Here is a 21,187-nt window from a genome sequence, read left to right as displayed (position 1 = left end):
TTGAACTACAAAATCCAAAGGGAGGAACGGATGAAACTGAAGAACTGGCTTTGCGGTGCACTGGCCGCCGCCGCGATCGCTTCCATGTCGATGCCCGCTCGGGCCGAGGTCAGCGAGGTGCGCATTTCGAAAGGCTTCGGCATCCTCTATCTGCCGCTGATCGTCATGCAGGACCAGAAGCTGCTCGAGAAGCGCGCCAAGGAGGCTGGCCTCGGCGACATCAAGGTCGACTGGCTGATGCTGGACGGCGGCAATGTCATCAACGATGCGATGATGGCCGGCACGCTCGATTTCGCCGGCACCGGCGCGCCGGGCTTCATCACGCTGTGGTCGAAGGCCAGGGGCATCCCCGGCGTCGAGGTCGTCGGCGTCTCGGGCATGAGCTCGGTGTCGCTCTGGCTGAACAGCAACAAGCCCGAGCTGAAGTCACTGAAGGATTTCACCCCCAGCGACAAGATCGCGCTGCCGGGCATCAAGACTTCGCTCGCCGCCGTCGTGCTGCAGATGATCTCCGCCAAGGAATTCGGCGAGGAGAACTACGCCAAGATGGATCCGCTCACCGTCAGCCTGCCGCATCCGGAAGGGGTGGCGGCGCTCGTCGGCGGCAAGACCGAGATCAAGGCGCATTTCACCTCGCCGCCCTTCCAGTACATCGAGGCGAAATCGCCCGGCGTGCACACGGTGCTGAATTCGGTCGACTATCTCGGCAACATCACGCTCGACGTCACCTTCGCGCCGAAGAAGTTCGTCGACGCCAACCCGAAGATGACGCAGGCCTTCATCGACGCGATGGACGACGCCAACGCGCTGATCGCCAGGGACAAGAAGCTGGCGGCCGAGATCTTCGCCCGCGGCTCCAAGACCAAGGTCGAGCCGGCCGACGTGCAGGAGATGATCGAGGACAAGGACGCCCGTTTCGCGACCACGCCCAACGGCGTCATGCAGTTCGCCGACTTCATGCACCGCGCCGGCACCATCAAGGTCAAGCCCGACAGCTGGAGCGACATGTTCGTGCCGCAGCTCTCGGGCCGGCAGGGCAGCTGATCTCCTTCGCCTGAAAAGGTGAGAACCCGCCGGAGGGATGCCTCCGGCGGGTTTCGGTCATTGCATGCTGGCTTGCCCGAGCCCGTATGAGAGCCACCTCCGCCCTCATCGATACTCGCCGGCAATTGGCTGGAACCCGGCGTTCCGGAATGCGTTTCGCAATTCATGGAAGAGTTCATCGACCGCTTCGGGCAACCGACATGGCTGCCTTTCTCCGTGGTGTCGGCCCGGCTGTTGCTGGCCGCAGCGCTTGGCGCGGTCGTCGGCATGGAGCGCGAATGGCGCAACCGGCCTGCGGGCCTGCGGACGCATATTCTCATCTGCCTGGCAACGGCTGCGATCGCCATCCTGACCATCGAGATCACCCATGTCGACGTCTTCGCCGGGCAGGAGATCCGGATCGATCCGATCCGCCTGGTCGAAGCGACCACCGCCGGCGTCGCCTTCCTGGCCGCCGGCCTGATCTTCTTCGCCAAGGGTGAAGTTCATGGGCTGACCACCGGCGCCGGCATGTGGCTGGCCGGCGCCATCGGCCTGGCAGTCGGGCTCGGCTTCTGGCAGATCGCGCTGCTGGCCACCGTGCTCGCCGTCGCCGTGCTCGGCCTGCTGCAACTGGTGCGGATCGACAAGGCGGATTCGTAGCCTACCCTGCAGCAATCGGATGCTGTCTGTTTCCCCGTTTAGCCGCCCAACTGCAATTGGGCGGCTCGACTCCAATCGTTTGTTCCATCACGCCGCAAAATAGCCGGGCTGGTCGAGGTCGGCGATGAGGTCGGGACCTTTCGGCTTCCAGCCGAGCAGCCTGCGCGTCTGCTCGGCCGACGCTGACATGCTGGTGCCGGCGAAATGCGCGAACCAGCCGAAATGCTCCGTCGGGCGCGGTTCGACAGGCAGGCCGAGGCGGCGGCCGATCACCTTGGCGATCTCCCTGAACGGAACGCTCTCGTCGGCCACCGCGTGGTAAGCCTGCTCGGTCACGCCCTGTTCCAGCGCCAGCCGGTAGACGCGCGCCGCATCGGTGCGGCATACGCCGGCCCAGGCATTCGAACCGTCGTCGATATAGGCCGAGACGCCTTTTTCGCGCGCCATGCGGATGAGCAGCGGCACGAAGCCGTAATCGCCGAGGCCGTGCACCGACGGCGCCAGCCGCACGGTTGCCGCACATATGCCCCGCTCGGCCAGCGCTCGCGCCGCGACTTCCGATTTCCGGGGCGACCCCGGGTTGGGGATGTCGGCCTCGGTCGCGCCGCGCGGCAGCCCGAGCAGGCCCGACGTCACCAGGAGCGGGCGCCGCGATCCGGCCAGTGCGCTGCCCAGAATCCCGATCACATGCTGGTCCTGCGCCGCGCTTTCGAGGAACCTCGAGAAGTCGTGGTTGAATGCGGTGTGGATCACCGCGTCGGCTTCGGCGGCCGCGCCGCGCAGGGCGTCATCGTCTTCCAGCGTCGCGCGAACCACATGCGCGCCCTTCCAGGCAAGCGCCGCCGCCTTCTCCGGATCGCGGGCAAGGCCGGTCACCGTGTGGCCCGCCTCGATCAGGTCGTCGACGACGGCCGAGCCCACCCAGCCGGTGGCGCCTGTTACGAATACATGCATGGCAATGGTTCTCCGTTGCAGCACCCGACGGGTGCCGCCTGTTGAATTGACTGTTGAAAGGGGCACGCGGCTTCGCATCGCATGCCCGAGGTTTGATCCGGCCTTGGTGGCATCACCGTTCCGGCATGGATCCCCGACACCCTTCGGTCGCTTTGCTCCCTCCGGGGCCGAGGATGCCGGGCTTCATGAGCTGCCGGCGCTCATTGTCATCATCGCGCTGGAGGTTGGCCGAAGCGCTCATTACCCTCGTCATCCTCGACCTCGTAGCGAAGCGAAGAGTGTCGGGGATCCATGCCGGAACGATGGGGCAAGCAGCGCCCCGGCCTGTGGCTTGATCAGCCTCTACCCACCCACACCGAAAGCTCGACATCCTCGTCGAAGGGCAGGGACAGGTAGCCTTGCGCCGGGTCGCGCACGCGCTGCAGATATTCGGGGCACATGTCGGCATTGTCGGCCACCACGATGGCGCCCGGCTTCAGCCGGGGCTCCAGCAGGCCGAGGACTTCCGGATAGATCGCCTTGGCGCCGTCGAGCAGCACGAGGTCGATCGCCTGCGGAAGATCGGCGGCCAGGGTCTTCAGCGCGTCGCCTTCGCGGATCTCGACGAGGTCGGCCAGGCCGCCGGCTTCGATGTGCTGCCTGGCGCGCGCCACCTTGGACGGCTCGAATTCGGTCGTAATCAGCCAGCCGCCGCCATTGTCGCGCAGCGCCGCCGCCAGATGCAGCGTCGATATGCCGAACGAGGTGCCGAACTCGACGATCGAACGGGCGCCGCTGCCCCGCGCCAGCATGTAGAGCAGGGTTCCGGTCTTCTCGGAGACGGGAAGCCAGAGGTCCTTCATGCGTCCGTAGAGGTCGAGATATTCGGTCTTGCTGTTGAACAGCCGGGCCCGATCGGCACCGCCGATGCTGGCCGCACTCGAGCCGGATGTCGCCGCCTCTTCGAACAGGCGTTCCAGCAGCGGCGCCAGCGGGGTTGTGGTCAACGTGTTCACGTCTGTCTCCGATCGATGTTTCTTGAGCTTCGTTCTGGTGCCTTTAGGTACGACGCGCCGGCCGGGCCCGCTAATCGCATTGACCAGGGGTATCCTGAATGGAAGCCAACCGATTGGTTTCATGAATGAAACTGGCACCGAACGGCCGGCAGACCGTGCTTGCGGACGCATGCGTGGCTGGAATGTTCAGATTTGGCGCGGCCTTGCGCGTTGCCCGCCATGGGCCTAGAGCGTTTCCGTTTTTCACGGAAACGCGAAACGCTCTAAGTTTTTGTTTTCGTCGCATTTTTGTAACGCCAAGTGATTCCACTTGGCTACAAAATGCTCTAGCTGTTCGGGTCTTCATCGTCAGGACCGGCATGCCACCACGACGCCCCACGATTTCGCAAGCAGGAAACCGCAGCAGGCCCGCTCTGCCGAACTGGTAGCGGCGATCCTCGAGGCCGCCGTCCAGGTGCTGGCGCGGGAGGGCATCAGGCGTTTTACCATGGCGCGCGTGGCGGAGCGCACCGGCGCCAGCATCGGTTCGCTCTACCAGTATTTCCCCAACAAGGCCGCGATCCTGTTTCGCCTGCAGAGCGACGAATGGCGACAGACGACGCGAATGCTGCGCACTGTCCTGCAGGATCGCGCCCGGCCGCCGCTCGAGCGCCTGCGTACACTCGTGCGGGCTTTCATCCGCTCGGAGTGCGACGAAGCCGAGGTGCGTGTCGCCCTGGCCAGCGTCGCTCCGCTCTACCGCAACGCGCCCGAGGCGCTTGAGGCGAGAGCGGAAGGCGATGGCATCATCGAAGCCTTCATGGCGGAAGCGCTGCCGGACGTGCCGCAGGCCACGCGCGACGCCGCCGCCGACCTGATCCTGTCGACCATGGCGGCGCTGGGCAAGGAGTTCTCCGAGAGCCCGCGCGGCGCTGCCGAGATCGACACCTATGCCGATGCCATGGCCGACATGTTCTGTGCCTATCTCGAGGCACTCGGGCACAAGCGCGGGTGAAAATGGATTGAAGCCGATACCAGATCTGCCCGTCGACAGGAATGGAAAGCCCGTTGCGATCGGCTCACGCGTGCGCATCCTCAGCCTTTCCGGTGACTGGTTTGACAGACTTGCGCCGGATGAACGGGTCGATGTCGCATCCATGATCGGCGAAGTCTTTACCGTCGATGAGATCGACGAATACGGTCACCCATGGGTCAGCAAGAGCTGGAACGACGACGGCAGCTATCGCAGCCATTCAATCGCGTTGGAGGCGCAGGAGATGGCACTCGTCGAGGATGCGTCGCCAGGCTAATGACGGAGCCCTGAACTGCGTCGAGACCCGGTCATAGTGTCGTTTCGTGAGACGTCCGGCCGCCCGCGCTGGTTTGGTCTCGGTGATGGCGTCGATGCTCCACGGGGGAAGCCCGCGCCGAGGGCGACAACTGTGCCTATCTCGCAACGCGGTCGAGGATTTCAACCCGCCGGCCCGTCGCCTCTGCTGGCACCGTCACATCTGAAGGCTTGCCGCTCCCTCGCCTATGTGGTTCGTTTGAGCTGCCTCGCGGAGGGATTGTCATGCAGATTTTCTGGGCAGTCATTGTCGGGTCCGTGGCCCACTTCATCATCTCGTTCATCGTCAGCTTCCCTCTCGGAGTTATCGAGGGGTTCACGAAATCACCGTTGAACATACCGGTCTGGCTCGGCTTCACCATTTCGCAGCTGGAAGTCGCCGCGGCGATCGCCGTGGCGGTGTATTGGTACAGCCGCAGGCGGGCAGTGTGATCCCGCCCCCCGGGGCAGGAGGGATTGCCCTGGGAGCGATAAAGAGCCTCAGCCCGCCCGCGCGGGTCTGGTCGCGGTGATGCCGTCGATGCTCCACGGGCCGGGCCCTGCCACGGCGAGATACAGGAACGCGAAACCGTAGACGATCGCGAGCTTGCCGTCGTCGAGGTATGGAAAGAAGCCCTGCTGCGTCTGCGTCGTGACATAGGCGATGGCCGTGACGCCGGCCAGCAGAAGCGCGACGGAACGCGAAGCCAGGCCGAACAGCAGCATCGAGCCCAGCATGATTTCCACGATGCCGCTCAGCCACAGCGGCGTGAAGGGTTGCGGAATGCAGGCGTTGCTGCTGCAGCCAAGCAGCTTGACCACCGCGTGCTGGGAAAAGGTCAGGGCGATCGCCACGCGCATGATGCTGAGCAGTTGCGGCTGCATGGCTCGAGAATCCTTGGCCGAAGATATCGCTGCGATGCTTACGCGAGCGCGCTGTAACGCGGCAATGAACTTGTCGAGAGATTGGCGTTAGCGAATGTGACGGCGCGCCGCGCACCGTCGTTGCTAGGTCCGGCTATGTCCCAATTGGGACATTGACCACACCCTGCCGTTGCGGCCTCATCCAGCCCGGATTTTCAAGGGACAGGGCCTGCATGTCACGTACGCTTTCCACCACGCCGAAACAGGACGGGTTCCGGGCGCCGGGCGAGTTCGAGCCCAAGGCCGGCTGCTGGCTGATCTGGCCCGAGCGGCCCGACACCTGGCGGCTGGGCGCCAAGCCGGCGCAGAAGGAATTCGTCAAGGTGGCCGCAGCCATTGCGGAGAGCGAGCCGGTCACCATCGCGGTATCGCGCCGGCAGTGGCTGAATGCCCGCGCCATGCTGCCGGACCACATCCGCCTCGTCGAGATGGCCACCAATGACAGCTGGCTGCGCGACAGCGGTCCCAACTTCGTCATCGACGGCAAGGGCGCGGTGCGCGGCGTCGACTGGACCTTCAACGCCTATGGCGGCTTCGACGGCGGCCTCTATGCCCCCTGGGACCTCGACGACCTCGTCGCCCGCAAGGTGCTGGAGACGGAGCGGATGGACCGCTACCGCTCGCCTTTGATCGCGGAAGGCGGCGGCCTGCAGTGCGACGGGCAGGGCACGCTGGTGACCACCGAGCAGTGCCTGCTGAACCGCAACCGCAACGGCCATCTGGGCAGGGAAGAGGTCGAGCGGCAGCTCTGCGACTATCTCGGCCTTGACAGGGTGATCTGGCTGCCCCGCGGTTTCGCCTTCGACGAGACCGATGGCCATATCGACGATCTCTGCTGCTTCGTCAGGCCGGGCGTCGTCGCGCTGAGCTGGACCGACGAGCGCGACGATCCGCAATATGAGATCGTGCGCGAGGCCGAGGAGATATTGCGCTCGGCCACCGATGCGCGCGGCCGCCGCCTCGAAGTGCACCACATCCATCACCCGCTGCCCATCGAGATGACGGCCGAGGAAGCAGCCGGCGTCGACCGTGTCGATGCCACATGGGCGCGGCCGGAGGGGAACCGGGTGGCAGCCACCTACATCAACTACTATCCCGGCAACAGCGTCGTGGTGGTGCCGCAGTTCGCCGACGAAAGGCTCGACAATCAAGCCAAGGCGAAGCTCGCCGAATTATTTCCGGGTCATCGTATTGTCGGCATCGAAAACTCGCGCGAAATTCTGCTTGGCGGCGGCAACGTCGCCTGCATCACGCTGCCCGTCTATGCCGGGCAGAAACCGGCCTGAAGAGAGCGAACGCCCCGCAGGCCACCACAATGGGAGATATTATGCGCACATCCATGATCTCGGCATTTTTACTGGCGAGCTGTGTTTTCGCCGGTGCCGCCCGGGCCGAAGAAGAAAAGGTCGTCAACGTCTACAACTGGTCCGACTACATCGCGCCAGACACGGCGGCGAAGTTCGAGAAAGAGACCGGCATCAAGGTCGTCTACGACGTCTATGACGGCAACGAGGTGCTGGAAACCAAGCTTTTGACCGGCGGGTCGGGTTATGACGTCGTCTATCCTTCCGCCTTTCCCTTCCTGAAGAACCAGGTCACGGCCGCGGCTTTCATGCCGCTGGACAAGGCGAAGCTCGGCAATTTCGCGAAACTCGATCCGCAGGCGCAGAAGCTGGTCGGCAACGCCGACCCAGGCAATGTCCATGCCGTGCCCTACATGGAGGTGACCGACGGCGTCGGCTACAATGTCGAGGCGGTCAGGAAGCGCATGCCCGACGCGCCGGTCGATTCGCTCGACATGGTCTTCAATCCCGACGTGGTGAAGAACTTCGCCGACTGCGGTGTCACCATGCTGGACGCGCCGGCCGAGATCATTCCCATCGCGATGAACTATCTGAAGATCGATCCGAAATCGACCGATCCGGACGATCTCGCCAAGGTCGAGGCGCTTCTCACCAAGGTGCGGCCCTACATCCGCTATTTCCATTCCTCGAAATACATCAACGATCTCGCCAATGGCGACATCTGCGTGGTGCTGGGCTGGTCCGGCGATATCCTGCAGGCAAGGACACGTGCCGCAGCCGCCGCCAACAAGCGCGAGATCGCCTATTCGATCCCCAAGGAAGGAACGCTGATCAACTTCGACACCATGGCGATCCCTAAGGATGCGCCGCATCCGCAGAACGGCCACGCCTGGATCGACTTCAACATGCGCCCCGACATCGCGGCCGCCAATTCCAGCTACATCTCTTTCGCCAACCCGATCCCGGAATCGCTGGCCCTGGTCGATCCGGCCGTTGCCAAGGACCCGGGCGTGTTCCCGCCGGCCGAGGTGAAGGCCAAGCTGTTCGCGCTCAACCCTGCAGACGCCAAGCAGCTGCGCCTGCAGAACCGGCTGTGGACGCGTGTCGTCACGGGGCAGTAAGCGGGATGTCGGCCTGCGGCAAGGGCACCATATCGGATGCCCTTGCCGCCGCCATCAGTTCCACCTGCGAATGACAGCCGAGCTTGGCGTAGACCTTCTTGATGTGGTTGCGCACGGTTCCGGGCGATATGGCGAGGCTGCGTGAAATGGATTTGGCCGAGCCGCCGTCGATGAGCAGGTCCGCGATCTGGCGCTCGCGTATGCTGAGCCGTGACAGGCGCAATGCCGAGCGCGCATGCTCGGCTTCCATCTGCTGTTCGGCGCGCCATTGATGCCACAGCTGTGTCAGCACCAGCCGCGTCGCGCCGCTGATCGCTTCGGCCAGCGCAAGGTCGTCCGCGCCGAACGCCGGCGCACCACGAAACCGCAGGAAGGTGATGTAGCCTGCCGCCCTGGCATCGAGGTTGAAGACGCCGGTGATCTCGTCGAAGCTCCGCGACGGTTCGTAGAAATCCCGGTAGTAGGCGGTCCGTCGGAAGTCGCCCGTGTCGAGCGCGGCGAGCGGCAGCAGGAAATCCTGCCGTGTGCTGGCGAACCTCAGGAAGAACGGGTCCTGCCGGTAGAGCCGCGCGTCGTAGTTGCGGTTCCACGGGTCCGGCCCGCGGTCGTCGATGGTCACGGAACTGTTGTCGCGCAGGTAGAGCCCGACATAGGCGCGGTCGCAGGCCAGCAGTCCGCTGGCGGCGGCGGTGAAGGTGGCCGAGATTTCTTCAGTCGAGCAAGCTTGCGCGGCTGCAGCCAGGCCCTGGCTCCAGCGTCCGAACTGCTCGAGGGAAATTCCAGCAAAAGTGCCTTGCGGTTTTGCGTCCGGGTCAGAACAGGGAGTGTTTCCGCGTTTCCGTGAAGAACGGAAACGCTCTGGAGAAAAAGTCGGCTGCATGTCCTGAACGATAGCCGATGCAACCCATCAAGCAAGCAGCTTATAAGTCAGCCATGACAAGGGAGTTCGCCACATCATGCGCAAGGTAACCGTCGCCGCCACACAGATGGCCTGTGTCTGGGACGAGAAGGACAATGTCGCGCGGGCCGAGCGGCTGGTGCGGGAGGCGAAGACAAGAGGCGCCGATCTCGTGCTGATCCAGGAACTGTTCGCCGCGCCCTATTTCTGCCAGGACCAGTTCCACGGTTTCTTCGATCTCGCCCGGCCATTCGCGGACAACCCCCTGATCGGACATTTCTCGGCTCTGGCAAGAGAGCTCGGCGTCGTGCTGCCGGTCAGCTATTTCGAACGCGCCGGCCAGAGCTATTTCAACAGCCTTGCCGTCATCGATGCCGACGGCACCGTGCTCGGCAACTACCGCAAGAGCCACCTGCCGGACGGTCCGGGCTATACGGAGAAGTTCTATTTTTCGCCGGGCGATACCGGCTTCAGGGTGTGGAAGACCAGTGCGGGCGTGATCGGCGTCGGCATCTGCTGGGACCAGTGGTTTCCCGAGGCCGCGCGCTCGATGGCGCTGCAGGGCGCCGAGATCCTGCTCTATCCCACCGCGATCGGCTCCGAGCCGCATGATGCGGGGCTGGATTCCAGTGCTCATTGGCAGCGCGTGATGCAGGGTCATGCCGGCGCCAACATCATGCCGCTGCTCGCCTCCAACCGCATCGGCACCGAGCACGGCCGCGCCGGCACCAGCATCACCTTCTACGGCTCGTCCTTCATCGCCGATCCGACCGGCGCCAAGGTGGCGGAGGCGGACCGCGAAACCGAGACCGTGCTGACCGCCTCCTTCGACCTCGACGCCGTCGCCCACCAGCGCCGCTCCTGGGGCGTCTTCCGCGATCGCAGGCCCGAACTCTATGGGCGGCTGGCGACGCTGGATGGCAGTTTGGCGGGTTGAAGCTGGAACCCGCGCGGCGGCATTCGGAGCGCTCACCCGCTCTCGGCCTCCTGCCAGTGCGGATAGGTGACATAGGCGGTGATCGCGCCTTCCCCATGCGCACGGATCGTGACCCTGTCGCCCTTCGGCATGTGCACGATCTCGCCGGGGCCGGCAGTGACCGTGCCGGCTTCGCTCGACACCGACAGCTGTCCTTTCAGCACCACCATGACGTCGTCGACGGCGAGCGTGATGTCGATGCCGACATCGGGCCCGTAGCGGCCATAACCGATGGTGATCGGGGCGCCGTGGCGCTGGTCGACCAGGTTGCCGGTGAGGACTTCCCCATCCAGTCCAGGCACATGCTCGAAATTTGCGTCGGACACGGAGAATTTGCGAACGGTCATGCGGGGCTCCTTGGCACGGGTTTGCGGTGCTCAACGCCGCAAGCGGCCGCCGGGTTCAATCGAACGGCTTCAGGGAAGCCCGGCTGCGTGCAGGCCCGGCTTGAGCCGTCTCGCCCCCCGCGTTTAAAACCGCAAGATCGGTCGAGCGCATCATGACGCCGGTTGGCTATCTGGGGCGGCCACGGAGAAAGACGATGAAGGCGGCGCTTCGGACCTATCATGCCCGCATGTTGCGTGTACTCGACCACATCGACCGTCATCTCGACGGCGATCTGGACCTCGATGCGCTGAGCCGGGTTGCAGCCTTCTCGAAATTCCACTTCCACCGGCAGTTCACGGCGACCTTCGGGCTGTCCGTGCATCGTTATGTCCAGCTGGCCCGCATGAAGCGCGCGTCACACAGGCTGGCCGCTCCGGACGCCGAAAGCGTCACGGAGATCGCGATGGATGCCGGCTACGACGCACCCGATGCCTTCGCCCGCGCCTTCCGGCAACGGCTGGGCCAATCGCCTTCGTCGTTCCGGAAGGCGCCCGACTGGGAACCGTGGCTTGTGGCCTTCGGGCCTCTCGATGTTGCGAGGAGCAAGCTGATGCAGATCATTTTTAGCGAAGACGACGTGACGATCCGCGATGAGGAGCCCACCCCGGTGGCGATGCTGGAGCATCGCGGCGACAGGGCCATGCTGGGCACCACAGCCGAGCGCTTCAGGGCCTGGGCAAGGCCGCCGGCCTGTCGGCCGAGATGCGCTCGACCTTCATGGTGTTCCGCTCCGAGCGCTGTCCCGCCAATCCGGCCGACTACGCGATGGACCTGTGCGTCGAGACCGACCAGCCGGTCGCGCCGGACGACACGCTGATGAAGGCCGGCATCATCCCCGGCGGACGCTGCGCGGTGCTGCGTTATCCCGGCAACACCAACAATCTCGAACCTGCTGCACTCTACCTCTACCGCGAGTGGCTTCCGGCCAGCGGCGAGGAGATGCGTGACTTCCCTGTCTATTGCCGGCGCCGGCTCGCCCTCATCCCGGAGGTGCCGGCGCATGAAGTGGTGGTGGAACTGTTCCTGCCGCTGAAATAGCGTCGGGCAGGAATGGTGTGCGCTGGTGGCTGCCCTACGCCACCAGCTTTTCGTCGCTGCGCAGCGTCAGCACTTCGACGCCGGTGGCGGTGACGGCGACGGTGTGCTCGAACTGGGCGGAGAGCTTGCCGTCATGGGTCAGCACCGTCCAGCCGTCGTCCGCGGTCCTGACTCGGCGCGTGCCCTGGTTCACCATCGGCTCGACGGTGAACACCATGCCTTCGCGCAGCCGCACGCCGGTGCCCGGCCGGCCGTGGTTCAGCACCTGTGGCTCCTCATGCATCTCGCGGCCGATGCCGTGGCCGCAATATTCCCGCACCACCGAATAGCCGTTCTTCTTCGCGTGTTTCTCGATGGCGTAGCCGATGTCGCCGAGAAACGCGCCGGGCCGCACTTGCCGGATGCCTTGCCACATCGCCTCCTGGGCGACGCGCACCAGCCGTCTCGCAACGGGCGAGGCATCGCCGACCAGATAGGTCTTGGAGGAATCGGCGATGAAGCCGTTCTTCTCCAGCGTGATGTCGAAATTGACGATATCGCCGTTGCGGATGATCGCGGCCGCGTCCGGCACGCCATGGCAGACAACGTCGTTGATCGAGCAGTTCAGCACATGCTTGAAGCCGTATTGCCCCTTGCTGGCGGGGCGGGCGGCAAGGTCCTGCGTGATGAAGCGGTCGACCAGCGTGTCGACCTCCAGCGTCGACATGCCGGCAAGCTCCAGCCCGTCCAGCATCTCGAAGACGGAGGCGAGCAGCCTGCCCGACTGGCGCATCAGCGCCAGCTCGTCCGGGGTTTTCACCATGTCAGCATGCCGCGCAAAAGTGCGAAGCGGTTTTGCGAGAACGGCATGCGCAAAACAAGAGACCTGAGGCGCCAGGAGCGCATCTGAAAGATCGCGACCAGCATCAGGCTACCGCCAGATTGAGAGAGGAGGGATCGTGGGCCGTGGCCAGCTCTCGCTTGACGATCTCGGTGAAGGACAGCGTCGGGTTGGCCTCGGCCAGCATGCCGATCTTCATCCAGAATTCGGCCTGCGCATTGATGGAACGGCACATCACGGTCGAGGCGCGCCGCACCTCCTCATGCAGTTCCTCGTCGATCTTCACGATGCCCATGGTCGTCTCCGCTGAATATACGGAGCATATATGGTTCGTATGCTGGGCGGTCAAGCAGATGTGAGGCGCGCCTCTTTTCTCCACCACAAGGAAGGGAGAAGGCGCGGCGCAGGCGGCCGATCATTACATCCTCCCCTGGGGGATAGTTGCCATATCCTCCCGGGGAGGATATTCCATCGGCATGGAACCGCATCGTCACGAAACCCATCCCGAAATCGTCAAGCGCCTGAAGCGAGCCGACGGACATCTGCGCAGCGTCATCGAGATGATAGAGGCCGGGCGCCCCTGTCTGGATATCGCCCAGCAATTGCACGCGGTGGAAAAGGCGATCGCGCAGGCCAAGAAGACCCTGATCCAGGATCATCTCGACCATTGCCTGGACCATGTTGTCGGCAAGCTCGGCCAGGATCAGCGCGTGTCGATCGACGAATTCAAGGAAATCGCGAAGTATCTGTGATGCTGGCTGTTCTCGGGGATCGAACCTACCGGCATCTCTTCGCCGCGCAGGTCATCGCGCTTGTCGGCACCGGATTGGCAACCGTGGCGCTCGGCCTTCTCGCCTACGATCTGGCTGGCGGCCAGGCCGGCGCGGTGCTCGGAACCGCCCTTGCCATCAAGATGATCGCCTATGTCGGTGTAGCGCCGATTGCATCCGCCTTTGCCGAGCGCTGGCCACGCCGCACCATGCTCGTCAGTCTCGATCTGGTGCGCGCTGCGGTTGCGCTGTTCCTGCCCTTCGTCACCGAAATCTGGCAGGTCTATGTCCTGATCTTCGTGCTGCAATCCGCTTCAGCAGCTTTCACCCCGACCTTCCAGGCCACGATTCCCGATGTCCTGGGGGACGAGAAGGACTACACCAGGGCGCTGTCGCTTTCCCGGCTGGCCTACGATCTGGAGAGCCTGCTCAGCCCGATGCTGGCGGCAGCATTGCTTACGCTGATTTCCTTCCACAGCCTGTTCGGGGGAACCGTCATCGGCTTCCTGGCATCGGCGGCGCTGGTGCTGACCGTCGTCCTGCCCAGTCCGAAACCATCCGCTCCACGCGGCATCTACGACCGCACGACGCGCGGCATGCGCATCTATCTCGCCACGCCGCGCCTGCGCGGCCTGCTGGCCATCAATATGGCGGTTGCTGCCGCCGGTGCGCTGGTCATCGTCAACACGGTCGTCTACGTCCAGGCGAAGTTCGGGCTGGATCAGAGCCGGACCGCGCTCGCGCTTGCCGCATTCGGCGGCGGTTCGATGATCGCGGCCCTTGTTTTGCCGCGCCTGCTCGAGCAGGTGCCTGACCGCATCGCGATGCTGTGCGGCACCGGCCTGCTTGCCGTAGCGACATTGCTGGCAGCAGTGCTTCCCTCCTTTGCCTGGCTGCTGCCGCTGTGGTTCGTTCTGGGCATAGGCTATTCCGTCGCGCAGACGCCGTCGGGCCGCCTGCTGCGGCGCTCGGCCAACCCCGAGGACAGGCCTGCGATTTTCGCGGCGCAGTTCGCGCTGTCCCACGCCTGCTGGCTGCTCGCATACCCGCTGGCGGGCCGGGTCGGCGCCATGATCGGCCTGCCGGCAACCGCCCTCATCCTCGCGGCGATCGCGGCGGCGGCCGTGGCCGCGGCGGTGCGGCTCTGGCCCGCCGATGATCCCGACATGGTCGAACACAGTCATGACGACCTGCCCGCGAACCACCCGCATCTCGCCGGGCATCGCCGCCATGTCCATGCCTATGTGATCGACGACATGCATGCGGCTTGGCCGCGCCGGCATTGAAGTGGGGCGGACACGTCGCTACCCCCTGCCGGCCTGATCGTGCCTTGACTTGCCGCCGCATCAGGCGAATGATCCTGCTTATGGGGATTGCGATCTCCCCACGAGGCTCAGGCCCAAGCATCGCGTCCAGAAACCCGTGATACGGAAGGACGCGTCATGCCATCCCCCACCACCATTTCCATCGACAAGCTCGCCCGCCTGATCGGCACGCCGCATTGCCCGGCGCTGATCGACGTGCGCAATGACGAGGATTTCGCCCTCGATCAGCGTCTCGTGCCGGGCTCGATCCGGCGACCTCACCGGGACGTCCAGATATGGCACCAGGCGATCACCCGGCCCTCGGCGGTGATCATCTGCCACGCCGGCAGGAAGCTCAGCGAAGGCTGCGCCGCGTGGCTGCGGCAGCTGGGCCTGCCGGCGGAGTCGCTGGAAGGCGGCATCGAAGCCTGGTTTGCCTCGGGCCTGCCCGCCGTCCCGGCCGCCCGGATGCCACCGCTTGATGCGGCGGGCCGCACCGTGTGGGTGACGCGGGCGCGCCCGAAGATCGACCGCATCGCCTGTCCCTGGCTGATCCGACGTTTCGTCGACCCGCACGCTGCTTTCCTGTTCGTTGCCCCGCAGGAAGTGGCGGGTGTCGCCGACAGGTTCGATGCCACGCCGTTCGATGTCGAGAACGTCTTCTGGAGCCATCGCGGCGAGACCTGCACCTTCGACACCATGGTCGAGGAATTCGGTCTCGCCACTGAACCGCTGCTGCGGCTGGCGACAATCGTGCGCGGTGCCGACACCGCCCGTCTCGACCTTGCGCCGGAGGCCGCGGGGCTGCTTGCGGCTTCGCTTGGCCTGTCGCGCATGCATTCCGACGACCTCGCGCAACTGGAAGCGGGCATGACGCTCTACGATGCCTTCTACCGCTGGTGCCGCGACGCGACGGACGAGAGCCACAACTGGCCGAGCGCAAGGCCGGGAGCCGTGTCATGACGGTCGCGGCTCCGGATGCGCGGGCCGCCGACCATCCCCCGGCCCACGACATAAGCTTTGCCGAGGCGGTAAAGGTCTGGGCCCGGATCGCCGCGCTGAGCTTCGGCGGCCCGGCCGGGCAGATCGCGGTCATGCACCGCATCCTCGTCGAGGAAAAACGCTGGATCGGCGAGACCCGGTTCCTGCATGCGCTGAACTATTGCATGCTTCTGCCTGGCCCCGAAGCGCAGCAGCTCGCCATCTATATCGGCTGGCTGCTGCACAGGACCAAAGGCGGCCTCGTCGCCGGCATCCTCTTCGTCCTGCCTGGCCTCGTCGCCATCATGGCGCTGAGCTGGGTCTACGCGACCGTCGGCAATGCCGGGCTCGTGCAGTCCCTGTTCTTTGGCCTGAAGGCCGCCGTGCTGGCCATCGTGCTGGAAGCCGTCGTGCGCATCGGCCGCAGGGCGCTGCGCAACGCCGTCATGGTGGCGCTGGCTGCTGCTGCCTTCATCGCCATCTTCGTCTTCCGCCTGCCGTTCCCGCTGATCGTACTTGCCGCGGCGCTGACCGGCTATGCCGGCGGCCGCGCCGGCTGGGCAGCTTTCGCGGCGGCTGGCGGTCATGGCAAGGCAGGCCCGCATCAGGTCGCCGATGCTGACACGGCGCTTGGCGAAGACATTCCGGCGCATGCCAGCACTGCCGGCAGGTCGTCGCTGAGGATGGCGGCGATCCTGCTCGTGCTGTGGCTGGCGCCGGTCGCGGCCCTGTTTTTGCTCTACGGGCCGCAAGACGTCTTTTCGCAGATCGCCATCTTCTTCTCCAAGATGGCGGTGGTCACCTTCGGCGGCGCCTATGCCGTGCTTGCCTATGTCGCCCAGCAGGCGGTCGACAGCTATGGCTGGCTGAAGCCGGGCGAGATGCTGGATGGGCTCGGCATGGCCGAGACCACGCCCGGCCCGCTGATCATGGTCACCCAGTTCGTCGGCTTCATGGGCGCGTTCCGCGCGCCGGGCAGCATGCATCCCTTGCTCGCGGGCACGCTTGGCGGGCTGCTCACCACCTGGGTGACGTTCACGCCCTGCTTCCTGTGGATCTTCCTCGGCGCGCCCTATATCGAGGCGCTGCGATCGAACAGGGCGCTTTCGGCTGCGCTCGCCACGATCACCGCCGCCGTGGTCGGGGTGATCCTCAACCTCGCCGTCTGGTTCGCCTTGCACGTGCTGTTCGGCGAGGTCCGGGAAATCAAGGCGTTCGGCGCGACCCTCGACATCCCGGTGCTGGCCAGCGTCAACCCTGCGGCGCTGACCCTTGCGGTTGTTGCGCTGTTCGCCGTCTTCCGCTTCAGGATCGGCATGCTGTGGGTGCTGGCAGGCTGTTCGCTGCTCGGCGTGCTCTACGGGCTGGCGACAGGGACGGTCTGATCGAAACGAGAAGCGGGTGGCCAGCATCCACCCGCTTCCATTAACCTGCGGCGACGTATTTGGCAGGAAGAGCGAAATGAATCAGCGCCAGCGCGATCTGAACCGCAGTGTCACCCTTACCTTGACCGCGGATGACTATGTCGCGGCCAACAGGCTTTTCATGCTGAAATACGCGACCTCGCGCTGGCCGTTGATTTCCTGGCTGGGCTTCGTGGCGCTGCTGCTCGGCATGCTCTTCGTACCGGCATTGCAGATGCACGATGCGCCTTATGCGCCGCTTGTTTATATCGGCTTCGCGGTCGTGATCGCGTTGCCGTTCTACCAGTATTTCGTCGGCGCGGCCGTTTTTGCCCGCCGGGCCTACGCAGCCCAGAAAACCCTGCAGCACCCGATGACGGTCTCATGGTCGGCCGACGGCTTCAGGAGCACTGCGCAGCAGGGTGACTGGAACAACGCCTGGAGCGACTACCTGAAATGGGCAGAGGACGACAAGGTGATCCTCCTCTTTCAGGGCCCACGCGTGTTCAACATGCTGCCGAAGCGGGTGCTGACACCCGCTCAGGTCGATGACATCAGGCAGGTCGTGGCGGCCAACGTCAAGCGCGCGTGAGGGCACGGCGCGCTTCGCGTCGACTGCCGGCGCCGGGCAGGGACGCCCGTGCTCAATAATATTCCAGCCTCGGGTACCATTTCTCGCCGCGGCCTTCGGGCGTGAGGTCGAGGGCGGACCACAGCGGCGCGAAATCCGGGCCGCCGCGCGGATCCTTGCCGGCATCGGCCATTTCGCCGGTCATCTCGCCCTTCCAGAACAGCCGCACGCTGCCATCGCCGGATTTCTGGAACACGGCGAGCACCGGATATTCCCAGCCCTTGTCCGGGTCGAGGCCCCGGAAGTCGAGCGCGTAGTCGTCGCCGACGGTCTGGTGGAACTGCAGATGCTGCCAGCCGCGTTCCCGGGCGAACGCCACCTGCCGCTCCACCGGGCTGCGCCCGAGAATGGCCAGCGCCACGCGCTGCTTCAGGTCCCTGGCGTTTGCATCCAGCGGCCCGAGCAGGTTGGTGCACATCGGGCAGGGCCGCTCGCGCTCGGGTCCGTACATCCAGAAATAGGTGACCAGCGTCTGCTTGTCGCCGAACAGGTCGGCCAGTGAGACTTCCGTGCCGTTCACATCCTTGAAGCGATAGTCCTTCTCGATGGCCGGGCCCGGTGGCAGCTTTCGCCGCTGCTCGGCCACGCTGTCGATGCGCCGCTGCAGTTCGATTTCCTGCGCCAGCAGGCTCTGCCGGGCCTGCGCATAGGCGTCGGTTTCTCCAGGCCAGGGTTTGCGTTTTGTTGCCAGTTCGATTGCCGAGGTAGACATGCGGCGCTCCTCCGGGATCGTGCGTTGTTCGGGAATGCCGTCCTGCCGGGGCGGCCCCGTATCCTACGCCTGAAAACACCTCCGCGACGCGGGCCGTTCCAACACTCCTGCCCGTTCTTGCCAGCGAACGGTTTGAAGGCGGGGGGCGTCCTTCGAGGCTCGCCCCGCAAAGGGCCGGGCTGCGCTTTCGGTCGATGTGCGGGCGAGCACCTCAGGATGAGGGGCGTTGGGCGAAACGGTGCTCAATCTCCAGGACGTTCCAGATTCTCGCCCGAAAGGCACAGCGGTCCTCATCCTGAGGTGCTCGCGAAGCGAGCCTCGAAGGACGCACCTTGTATGAGGACGTGCCGGCAACGGTCGCCACGCTCCAAAGGCGGGGCCTCTACCCCCCAGCGAGTCTGGGCAGCAGGAAGATCTCCGATCCTTGCGGCAGTGTCTTCGACCAGGTGTCGCGGTAGATGGTGCCATCGATGGCGACCGCGATGCCGCGGTCGATGAACGGCTCGATGGCCGGGAACTGTTCGGCGAGTTTCCTGAACAGTTCCCTGATGTCCTTGGCTTCGATGTCGAGCTTGTCCCTGCCCCCGGTGGCAGCCGCGAGCGACCCCCAGAGCGTGACGGCGACCATCAGCCGCCTCGTTCGAGAGCGTTTCCGTCTGTCACGGAAACGCGGAAACGCTCTGACCCTTTGTTTTCACGCAATCCCATTCTCACTTTTCCCGGAATTGCTCGAGCGCCGCCAGGATGCGCGGCGGCGACATCGGGATGTGCGTCATGCGCACGCCGACCGCGTTCGACACCGCATTGGCGATCGCCGCCAGCGGCGGCACGATCGAGGTCTCGCCGACGCCGCGCACGCCATAAGGGTGGTTCGGGTTGGGGATCTCGAGGATCTGCGTGTCGATCATCGGCAGGTCGGAACACACCGGGATGCGGTAGTCGAGGAAGCCGGCATTCTGCAGCCGCCCGTCCTTGCCGTAGATGTACTCCTCGTTGAGCGCCCAGCCGATGCCTTGCGCCGCGCCGCCCTGGTACTGGCCCTCGACATAGGTCGGGTGCACCGCCTTGCCGGCATCCTGCACCACCGTGTAGCGCAGCACCCGGGTCGCCCCGGTCTCGGGGTCGACCTCGATGTCGCAGATATGGGTGGCGAAGGAGACGCCGGCGCCGTCGGCGACCAGTTCGCTGTGGCCGGCGATCGGCCCGCCGGTGGTGCCGGACTGGGCGGCGATCTCCTTGAGCGACAGCGGCGACAGGTTGCCGTATTTCTCGCCTCGGGCCAGCGCATGGCCCTTTTCCCAGACCACGTCGTCGGCGGGGATGTCCCACATCTGCGCGGCGCGTTCGCGCAGGATCCTGATGGCGTTGCGCGCGGCCGAAATCGTCGCCATCGACGAGGAGAAGGTGCCGCGGCTGCCGTCGGTCATGTCGTTGTAGCCAAGACTGGACGTGTCGGCGACGATCGCCTTGACCTGGCTGTAGTCGATGCCGAGCTCTTCGGCCGCCACCAGCGACAGCGAGGCACGCGAGCCGCCGACATCGACGGTGCCGACGGCGAGCGAGACCGAGCCGTCCATGCCGATGTTGAGGTCGACGCAGGTCTGGCCGCCGAAGTTGAACCAGAAGCCGCAGGCCATGCCCCGGCCCTGGTTTTCCTTGAGCGGCGCCTGCATGTGCGGATGCTTCTTCACCGCCTCCAGCGTCGGGCCGATGCCGATCGGGCCGTAGACCGGGCCATAGGAAGCCCGCGTGCCTTCCTGCGCCGCGTTCCTGATGCGGAAGTCGACCGCGTCCATGCCGACCTTCCTGGCCAGCTCGTCGATGCTGCTTTCCACCGCGAACGCCGCCATCGGTGCCGACGGCGCGCGATAGGCCGCCGTCTTCGGCCGGTTGACCAGCACCTCGAAGCCGACCGTCCTGACATTGTCCAGCCTGTAGCAGGCAAACGCCGTCATGGCGCCGACCTCGGCCCACATGCCGGGATAGGGGCCGCAGCTGTAGCGCAGCGTCGCTTCCGCCGCGGTGATGGTGCCGTCCTTGCGCGCGCCGATCTTCACGTCGATCGAGGTGGCGCTGGTCGGGCCCGACGCCCGGAACACCTCGTCGCGCGTCATCACCAGCTTCACCGGCCGGCCCGCCTTGCGCGACAGCGCCAGCGCCACCGGCTCGGCCCAGACATGGGTCTTGCCGCCGAAGCCGCCGCCGATCTCCGACGAAGTGACGCGCAGCTTCGAGGCTTCCATGCCGAGCAGCTGGGCGCAATGCTGGCGGTAGACGAACGGACCCTGCGTGCAGACCCACAGCTCCGCCATGCCGTCGGAGCTGACGCTCGCCACGCAGGCATGCGGCTCGATATAGCCCTGGTGCGTCTGTTCGGTCCTGAACGAACGTTCGACGATGTAATCGGCCTCTGCGAACCCCTTGCGCACGTCGCCATGGCCATATTGCGTGCGCTTGTAGACGTTGGACGGCTTGACCGGCTTTTCCTCCAGCCCTTCGGTGAAGATCGCCTCGTTGATCAGCGGTGCGCCGTGGCGGAAGGCCTCGTCGACATCGGTGACATGCGGCAGCACCTCGTAGTCGACCATTATCAGCTTCAGCGCCTGCCTGGCCGTGCGGGCGTCGATCGCCGCCACCGCCGCCACGGCATGGCCGTCATAGAGCGCCTTGCCGCGCGCCATGCAGTTGTCGAGGATGTCGCGCAGCGCGCTGTCGCCATTGGTGAGGTCCGGCAGGTCGGCGGCGGTGATCACCGCCTTGACGCCCGGCAGCGCTTCCGCCTTCGCGGTGTCGATGCCGCGGATGACGGCATGGGCATGCGGGCTGCGCAGCACGCGGCCGACCAGTTGCCCGGCCATGTTGAAGTCGGCGCCGTAGCGGGCGCGGCCGGTCACCTTGTCGATGCCGTCGGGACGGATCGGCCGGGTGCCGACGGCGGTGAAACTGCGGTTGGTCAGACGCGGATCGAAATTCATCG

General features: G+C 65.2%; 23 protein-coding genes and 1 pseudogene. 14 read left to right on the top strand and 10 right to left on the bottom strand.

The features are described from left to right. The first annotated feature begins 30 nt into the window (after window positions 1-30). Both ACFJIU_RS22105 and ACFJIU_RS22100 read left to right on the top strand, forming a co-directional pair. Window positions 31-1,044, top strand: a complete 1,014-nt coding sequence (locus ACFJIU_RS22105; RefSeq protein ID WP_379063551.1) for an ABC transporter substrate-binding protein — start codon at window positions 31-33, stop codon at window positions 1,042-1,044. Window positions 1,045-1,209: 165 nt separating this feature from the next. After that, window positions 1,210-1,686 (top strand): MgtC/SapB family protein, encoded by a 477-nt coding sequence (locus ACFJIU_RS22100; RefSeq protein ID WP_379063547.1) that lies wholly within the window; start codon window positions 1,210-1,212, stop codon window positions 1,684-1,686. 87 nt (window positions 1,687-1,773) lie between these two features. Here ACFJIU_RS22100 and ACFJIU_RS22095 read toward each other — a convergent pair whose 3' ends face one another. Both ACFJIU_RS22095 and ACFJIU_RS22090 read right to left on the bottom strand, forming a co-directional pair. After that, window positions 1,774-2,640, bottom strand: coding sequence for an SDR family oxidoreductase (locus ACFJIU_RS22095; RefSeq protein ID WP_379063545.1), 867 nt, complete (start codon window positions 2,638-2,640; stop codon window positions 1,774-1,776). A 335-nt stretch (window positions 2,641-2,975) separates the two neighbouring features. Continuing rightward, on the bottom strand, window positions 2,976-3,635 hold the full coding sequence (locus ACFJIU_RS22090; protein WP_379063543.1) for an O-methyltransferase: 660 nt from the start codon (window positions 3,633-3,635) through the stop codon (window positions 2,976-2,978). Window positions 3,636-3,945: 310 nt separating this feature from the next. Here ACFJIU_RS22090 and ACFJIU_RS22085 point away from each other — a divergent pair, with 310 nt between their 5' ends. The 3 genes from ACFJIU_RS22085 to ACFJIU_RS22075 all read left to right on the top strand — a co-directional run bounded on the left by ACFJIU_RS22085 (window position 3,946) and on the right by ACFJIU_RS22075 (window position 5,394). Further along, on the top strand, window positions 3,946-4,629 hold the full coding sequence (locus ACFJIU_RS22085) for a TetR family transcriptional regulator (RefSeq protein ID WP_379063541.1): 684 nt from the start codon (window positions 3,946-3,948) through the stop codon (window positions 4,627-4,629). 7 nt (window positions 4,630-4,636) lie between these two features. Beyond that, complete coding sequence (locus ACFJIU_RS22080) at window positions 4,637-4,924, top strand: hypothetical protein (protein WP_379063539.1); 288 nt, start codon at window positions 4,637-4,639, stop codon at window positions 4,922-4,924. A gap of 263 nt (window positions 4,925-5,187) precedes the next feature. Next, entirely contained in the window at window positions 5,188-5,394 is a 207-nt protein-coding gene (locus ACFJIU_RS22075) for a hypothetical protein (protein ID WP_379063537.1), read from the top strand. Window positions 5,395-5,442: 48 nt separating this feature from the next. Here ACFJIU_RS22075 and ACFJIU_RS22070 read toward each other — a convergent pair whose 3' ends face one another. After that, window positions 5,443-5,826, bottom strand: a complete 384-nt coding sequence (locus ACFJIU_RS22070) for a DoxX family protein (RefSeq protein ID WP_379063535.1) — start codon at window positions 5,824-5,826, stop codon at window positions 5,443-5,445. A gap of 212 nt (window positions 5,827-6,038) precedes the next feature. Between ACFJIU_RS22070 and aguA the strand changes: the two genes are divergently transcribed. Continuing rightward, window positions 6,039-7,151, top strand: coding sequence for an agmatine deiminase (aguA, locus tag ACFJIU_RS22065; protein ID WP_379063533.1), 1,113 nt, complete (start codon window positions 6,039-6,041; stop codon window positions 7,149-7,151). A gap of 41 nt (window positions 7,152-7,192) precedes the next feature. After that, window positions 7,193-8,290 carry a polyamine ABC transporter substrate-binding protein gene (locus tag ACFJIU_RS22060; RefSeq protein ID WP_379063531.1) on the top strand — a complete coding sequence of 366 codons (1,098 nt, stop codon included), beginning with the start codon at window positions 7,193-7,195 and terminating at the stop codon, window positions 8,288-8,290. On the opposite strand, the gene ACFJIU_RS22055 is transcribed toward ACFJIU_RS22060, so the two are convergent. Then, on the bottom strand, window positions 8,277-9,170 hold the full coding sequence (locus tag ACFJIU_RS22055) for a LuxR C-terminal-related transcriptional regulator (RefSeq protein WP_379063529.1): 894 nt from the start codon (window positions 9,168-9,170) through the stop codon (window positions 8,277-8,279). The two genes, ACFJIU_RS22060 and ACFJIU_RS22055, sit on opposite strands and share 14 nt — an antisense overlap. Window positions 9,171-9,243: 73 nt before the next feature. Between ACFJIU_RS22055 and aguB the strand changes: the two genes are divergently transcribed. Beyond that, complete coding sequence (gene aguB, locus ACFJIU_RS22050; protein ID WP_379073192.1) at window positions 9,244-10,125, top strand: N-carbamoylputrescine amidase; 882 nt, start codon at window positions 9,244-9,246, stop codon at window positions 10,123-10,125. Window positions 10,126-10,157: 32 nt separating this feature from the next. Here the strand turns inward: aguB and ACFJIU_RS22045 are convergent, their stop codons facing one another. Further along, window positions 10,158-10,511 (bottom strand): AraC family ligand binding domain-containing protein, encoded by a 354-nt coding sequence (locus ACFJIU_RS22045; protein ID WP_379063527.1) that lies wholly within the window; start codon window positions 10,509-10,511, stop codon window positions 10,158-10,160. Between the two features lie 194 nt (window positions 10,512-10,705). Between ACFJIU_RS22045 and ACFJIU_RS22040 the strand changes: the two are divergent. Next, window positions 10,706-11,589: pseudogene (locus ACFJIU_RS22040) on the top strand (GyrI-like domain-containing protein). A 34-nt stretch (window positions 11,590-11,623) separates the two neighbouring features. On the opposite strand, the gene map reads toward ACFJIU_RS22040, so the two are convergent. Next, window positions 11,624-12,391, bottom strand: a complete 768-nt coding sequence (gene map / locus ACFJIU_RS22035; protein WP_379063525.1) for a type I methionyl aminopeptidase — start codon at window positions 12,389-12,391, stop codon at window positions 11,624-11,626. A 103-nt stretch (window positions 12,392-12,494) separates the two neighbouring features. Continuing rightward, entirely contained in the window at window positions 12,495-12,704 is a 210-nt protein-coding gene (locus ACFJIU_RS22030; RefSeq protein ID WP_379063523.1) for a ParD-like family protein, read from the bottom strand. A gap of 181 nt (window positions 12,705-12,885) precedes the next feature. On the opposite strand from ACFJIU_RS22030, the gene ACFJIU_RS22025 reads away from it, so the two are divergent. The 5 genes from ACFJIU_RS22025 to ACFJIU_RS22005 all read left to right on the top strand — a co-directional run bounded on the left by ACFJIU_RS22025 (window position 12,886) and on the right by ACFJIU_RS22005 (window position 17,459). Next, on the top strand, window positions 12,886-13,161 hold the full coding sequence (locus ACFJIU_RS22025) for a metal-sensing transcriptional repressor (protein WP_379063521.1): 276 nt from the start codon (window positions 12,886-12,888) through the stop codon (window positions 13,159-13,161). After that, complete coding sequence (locus ACFJIU_RS22020; protein ID WP_379063519.1) at window positions 13,161-14,465, top strand: MFS transporter; 1,305 nt, start codon at window positions 13,161-13,163, stop codon at window positions 14,463-14,465. The genes ACFJIU_RS22025 and ACFJIU_RS22020 overlap by 1 nt, the downstream gene beginning before the upstream one ends. A gap of 156 nt (window positions 14,466-14,621) precedes the next feature. Then, entirely contained in the window at window positions 14,622-15,446 is an 825-nt protein-coding gene (locus ACFJIU_RS22015; protein WP_379063517.1) for a chromate resistance protein ChrB domain-containing protein, read from the top strand. Beyond that, the gene (gene chrA, locus ACFJIU_RS22010; RefSeq protein ID WP_379063515.1) at window positions 15,443-16,849 is read left to right on the top strand and encodes a chromate efflux transporter; all 1,407 of its coding nucleotides are present in this window, start codon (window positions 15,443-15,445) and stop codon (window positions 16,847-16,849) included. The genes ACFJIU_RS22015 and chrA overlap by 4 nt, the downstream gene beginning before the upstream one ends. Before the next feature lie 16 nt (window positions 16,850-16,865). Then, on the top strand, window positions 16,866-17,459 hold the full coding sequence (locus tag ACFJIU_RS22005) for a YcxB family protein (protein WP_379063514.1): 594 nt from the start codon (window positions 16,866-16,868) through the stop codon (window positions 17,457-17,459). A gap of 52 nt (window positions 17,460-17,511) precedes the next feature. On the opposite strand, the gene ACFJIU_RS22000 is transcribed toward ACFJIU_RS22005, so the two are convergent. From ACFJIU_RS22000 to ACFJIU_RS21990, 3 genes are all read right to left on the bottom strand, one after another. Beyond that, window positions 17,512-18,210: a DUF899 family protein gene (locus tag ACFJIU_RS22000; RefSeq protein ID WP_379063512.1), complete on the bottom strand. Its 699-nt coding sequence runs from the start codon at window positions 18,208-18,210 to the stop codon at window positions 17,512-17,514. A 382-nt stretch (window positions 18,211-18,592) separates the two neighbouring features. Then, window positions 18,593-18,838 (bottom strand): MoaD/ThiS family protein, encoded by a 246-nt coding sequence (locus tag ACFJIU_RS21995; protein ID WP_379063510.1) that lies wholly within the window; start codon window positions 18,836-18,838, stop codon window positions 18,593-18,595. An 82-nt stretch (window positions 18,839-18,920) separates the two neighbouring features. Next, a complete protein-coding gene (locus ACFJIU_RS21990; protein ID WP_379063508.1) occupies window positions 18,921-21,185 on the bottom strand; it encodes a xanthine dehydrogenase family protein molybdopterin-binding subunit in 2,265 nt (754 codons plus the stop codon). Between the last annotated feature and the right edge of the window lie 2 nt (window positions 21,186-21,187).

This window comes from Mesorhizobium sp. UC74_2 (assembly GCF_042701485.1).
Taxonomy (GTDB): Bacteria; Pseudomonadota; Alphaproteobacteria; order Rhizobiales; family Rhizobiaceae; genus Mesorhizobium.
The sequence above is the reverse complement of the archived record's forward strand: the minus strand, read 5'-3'. Positions and strand labels throughout refer to the sequence as shown.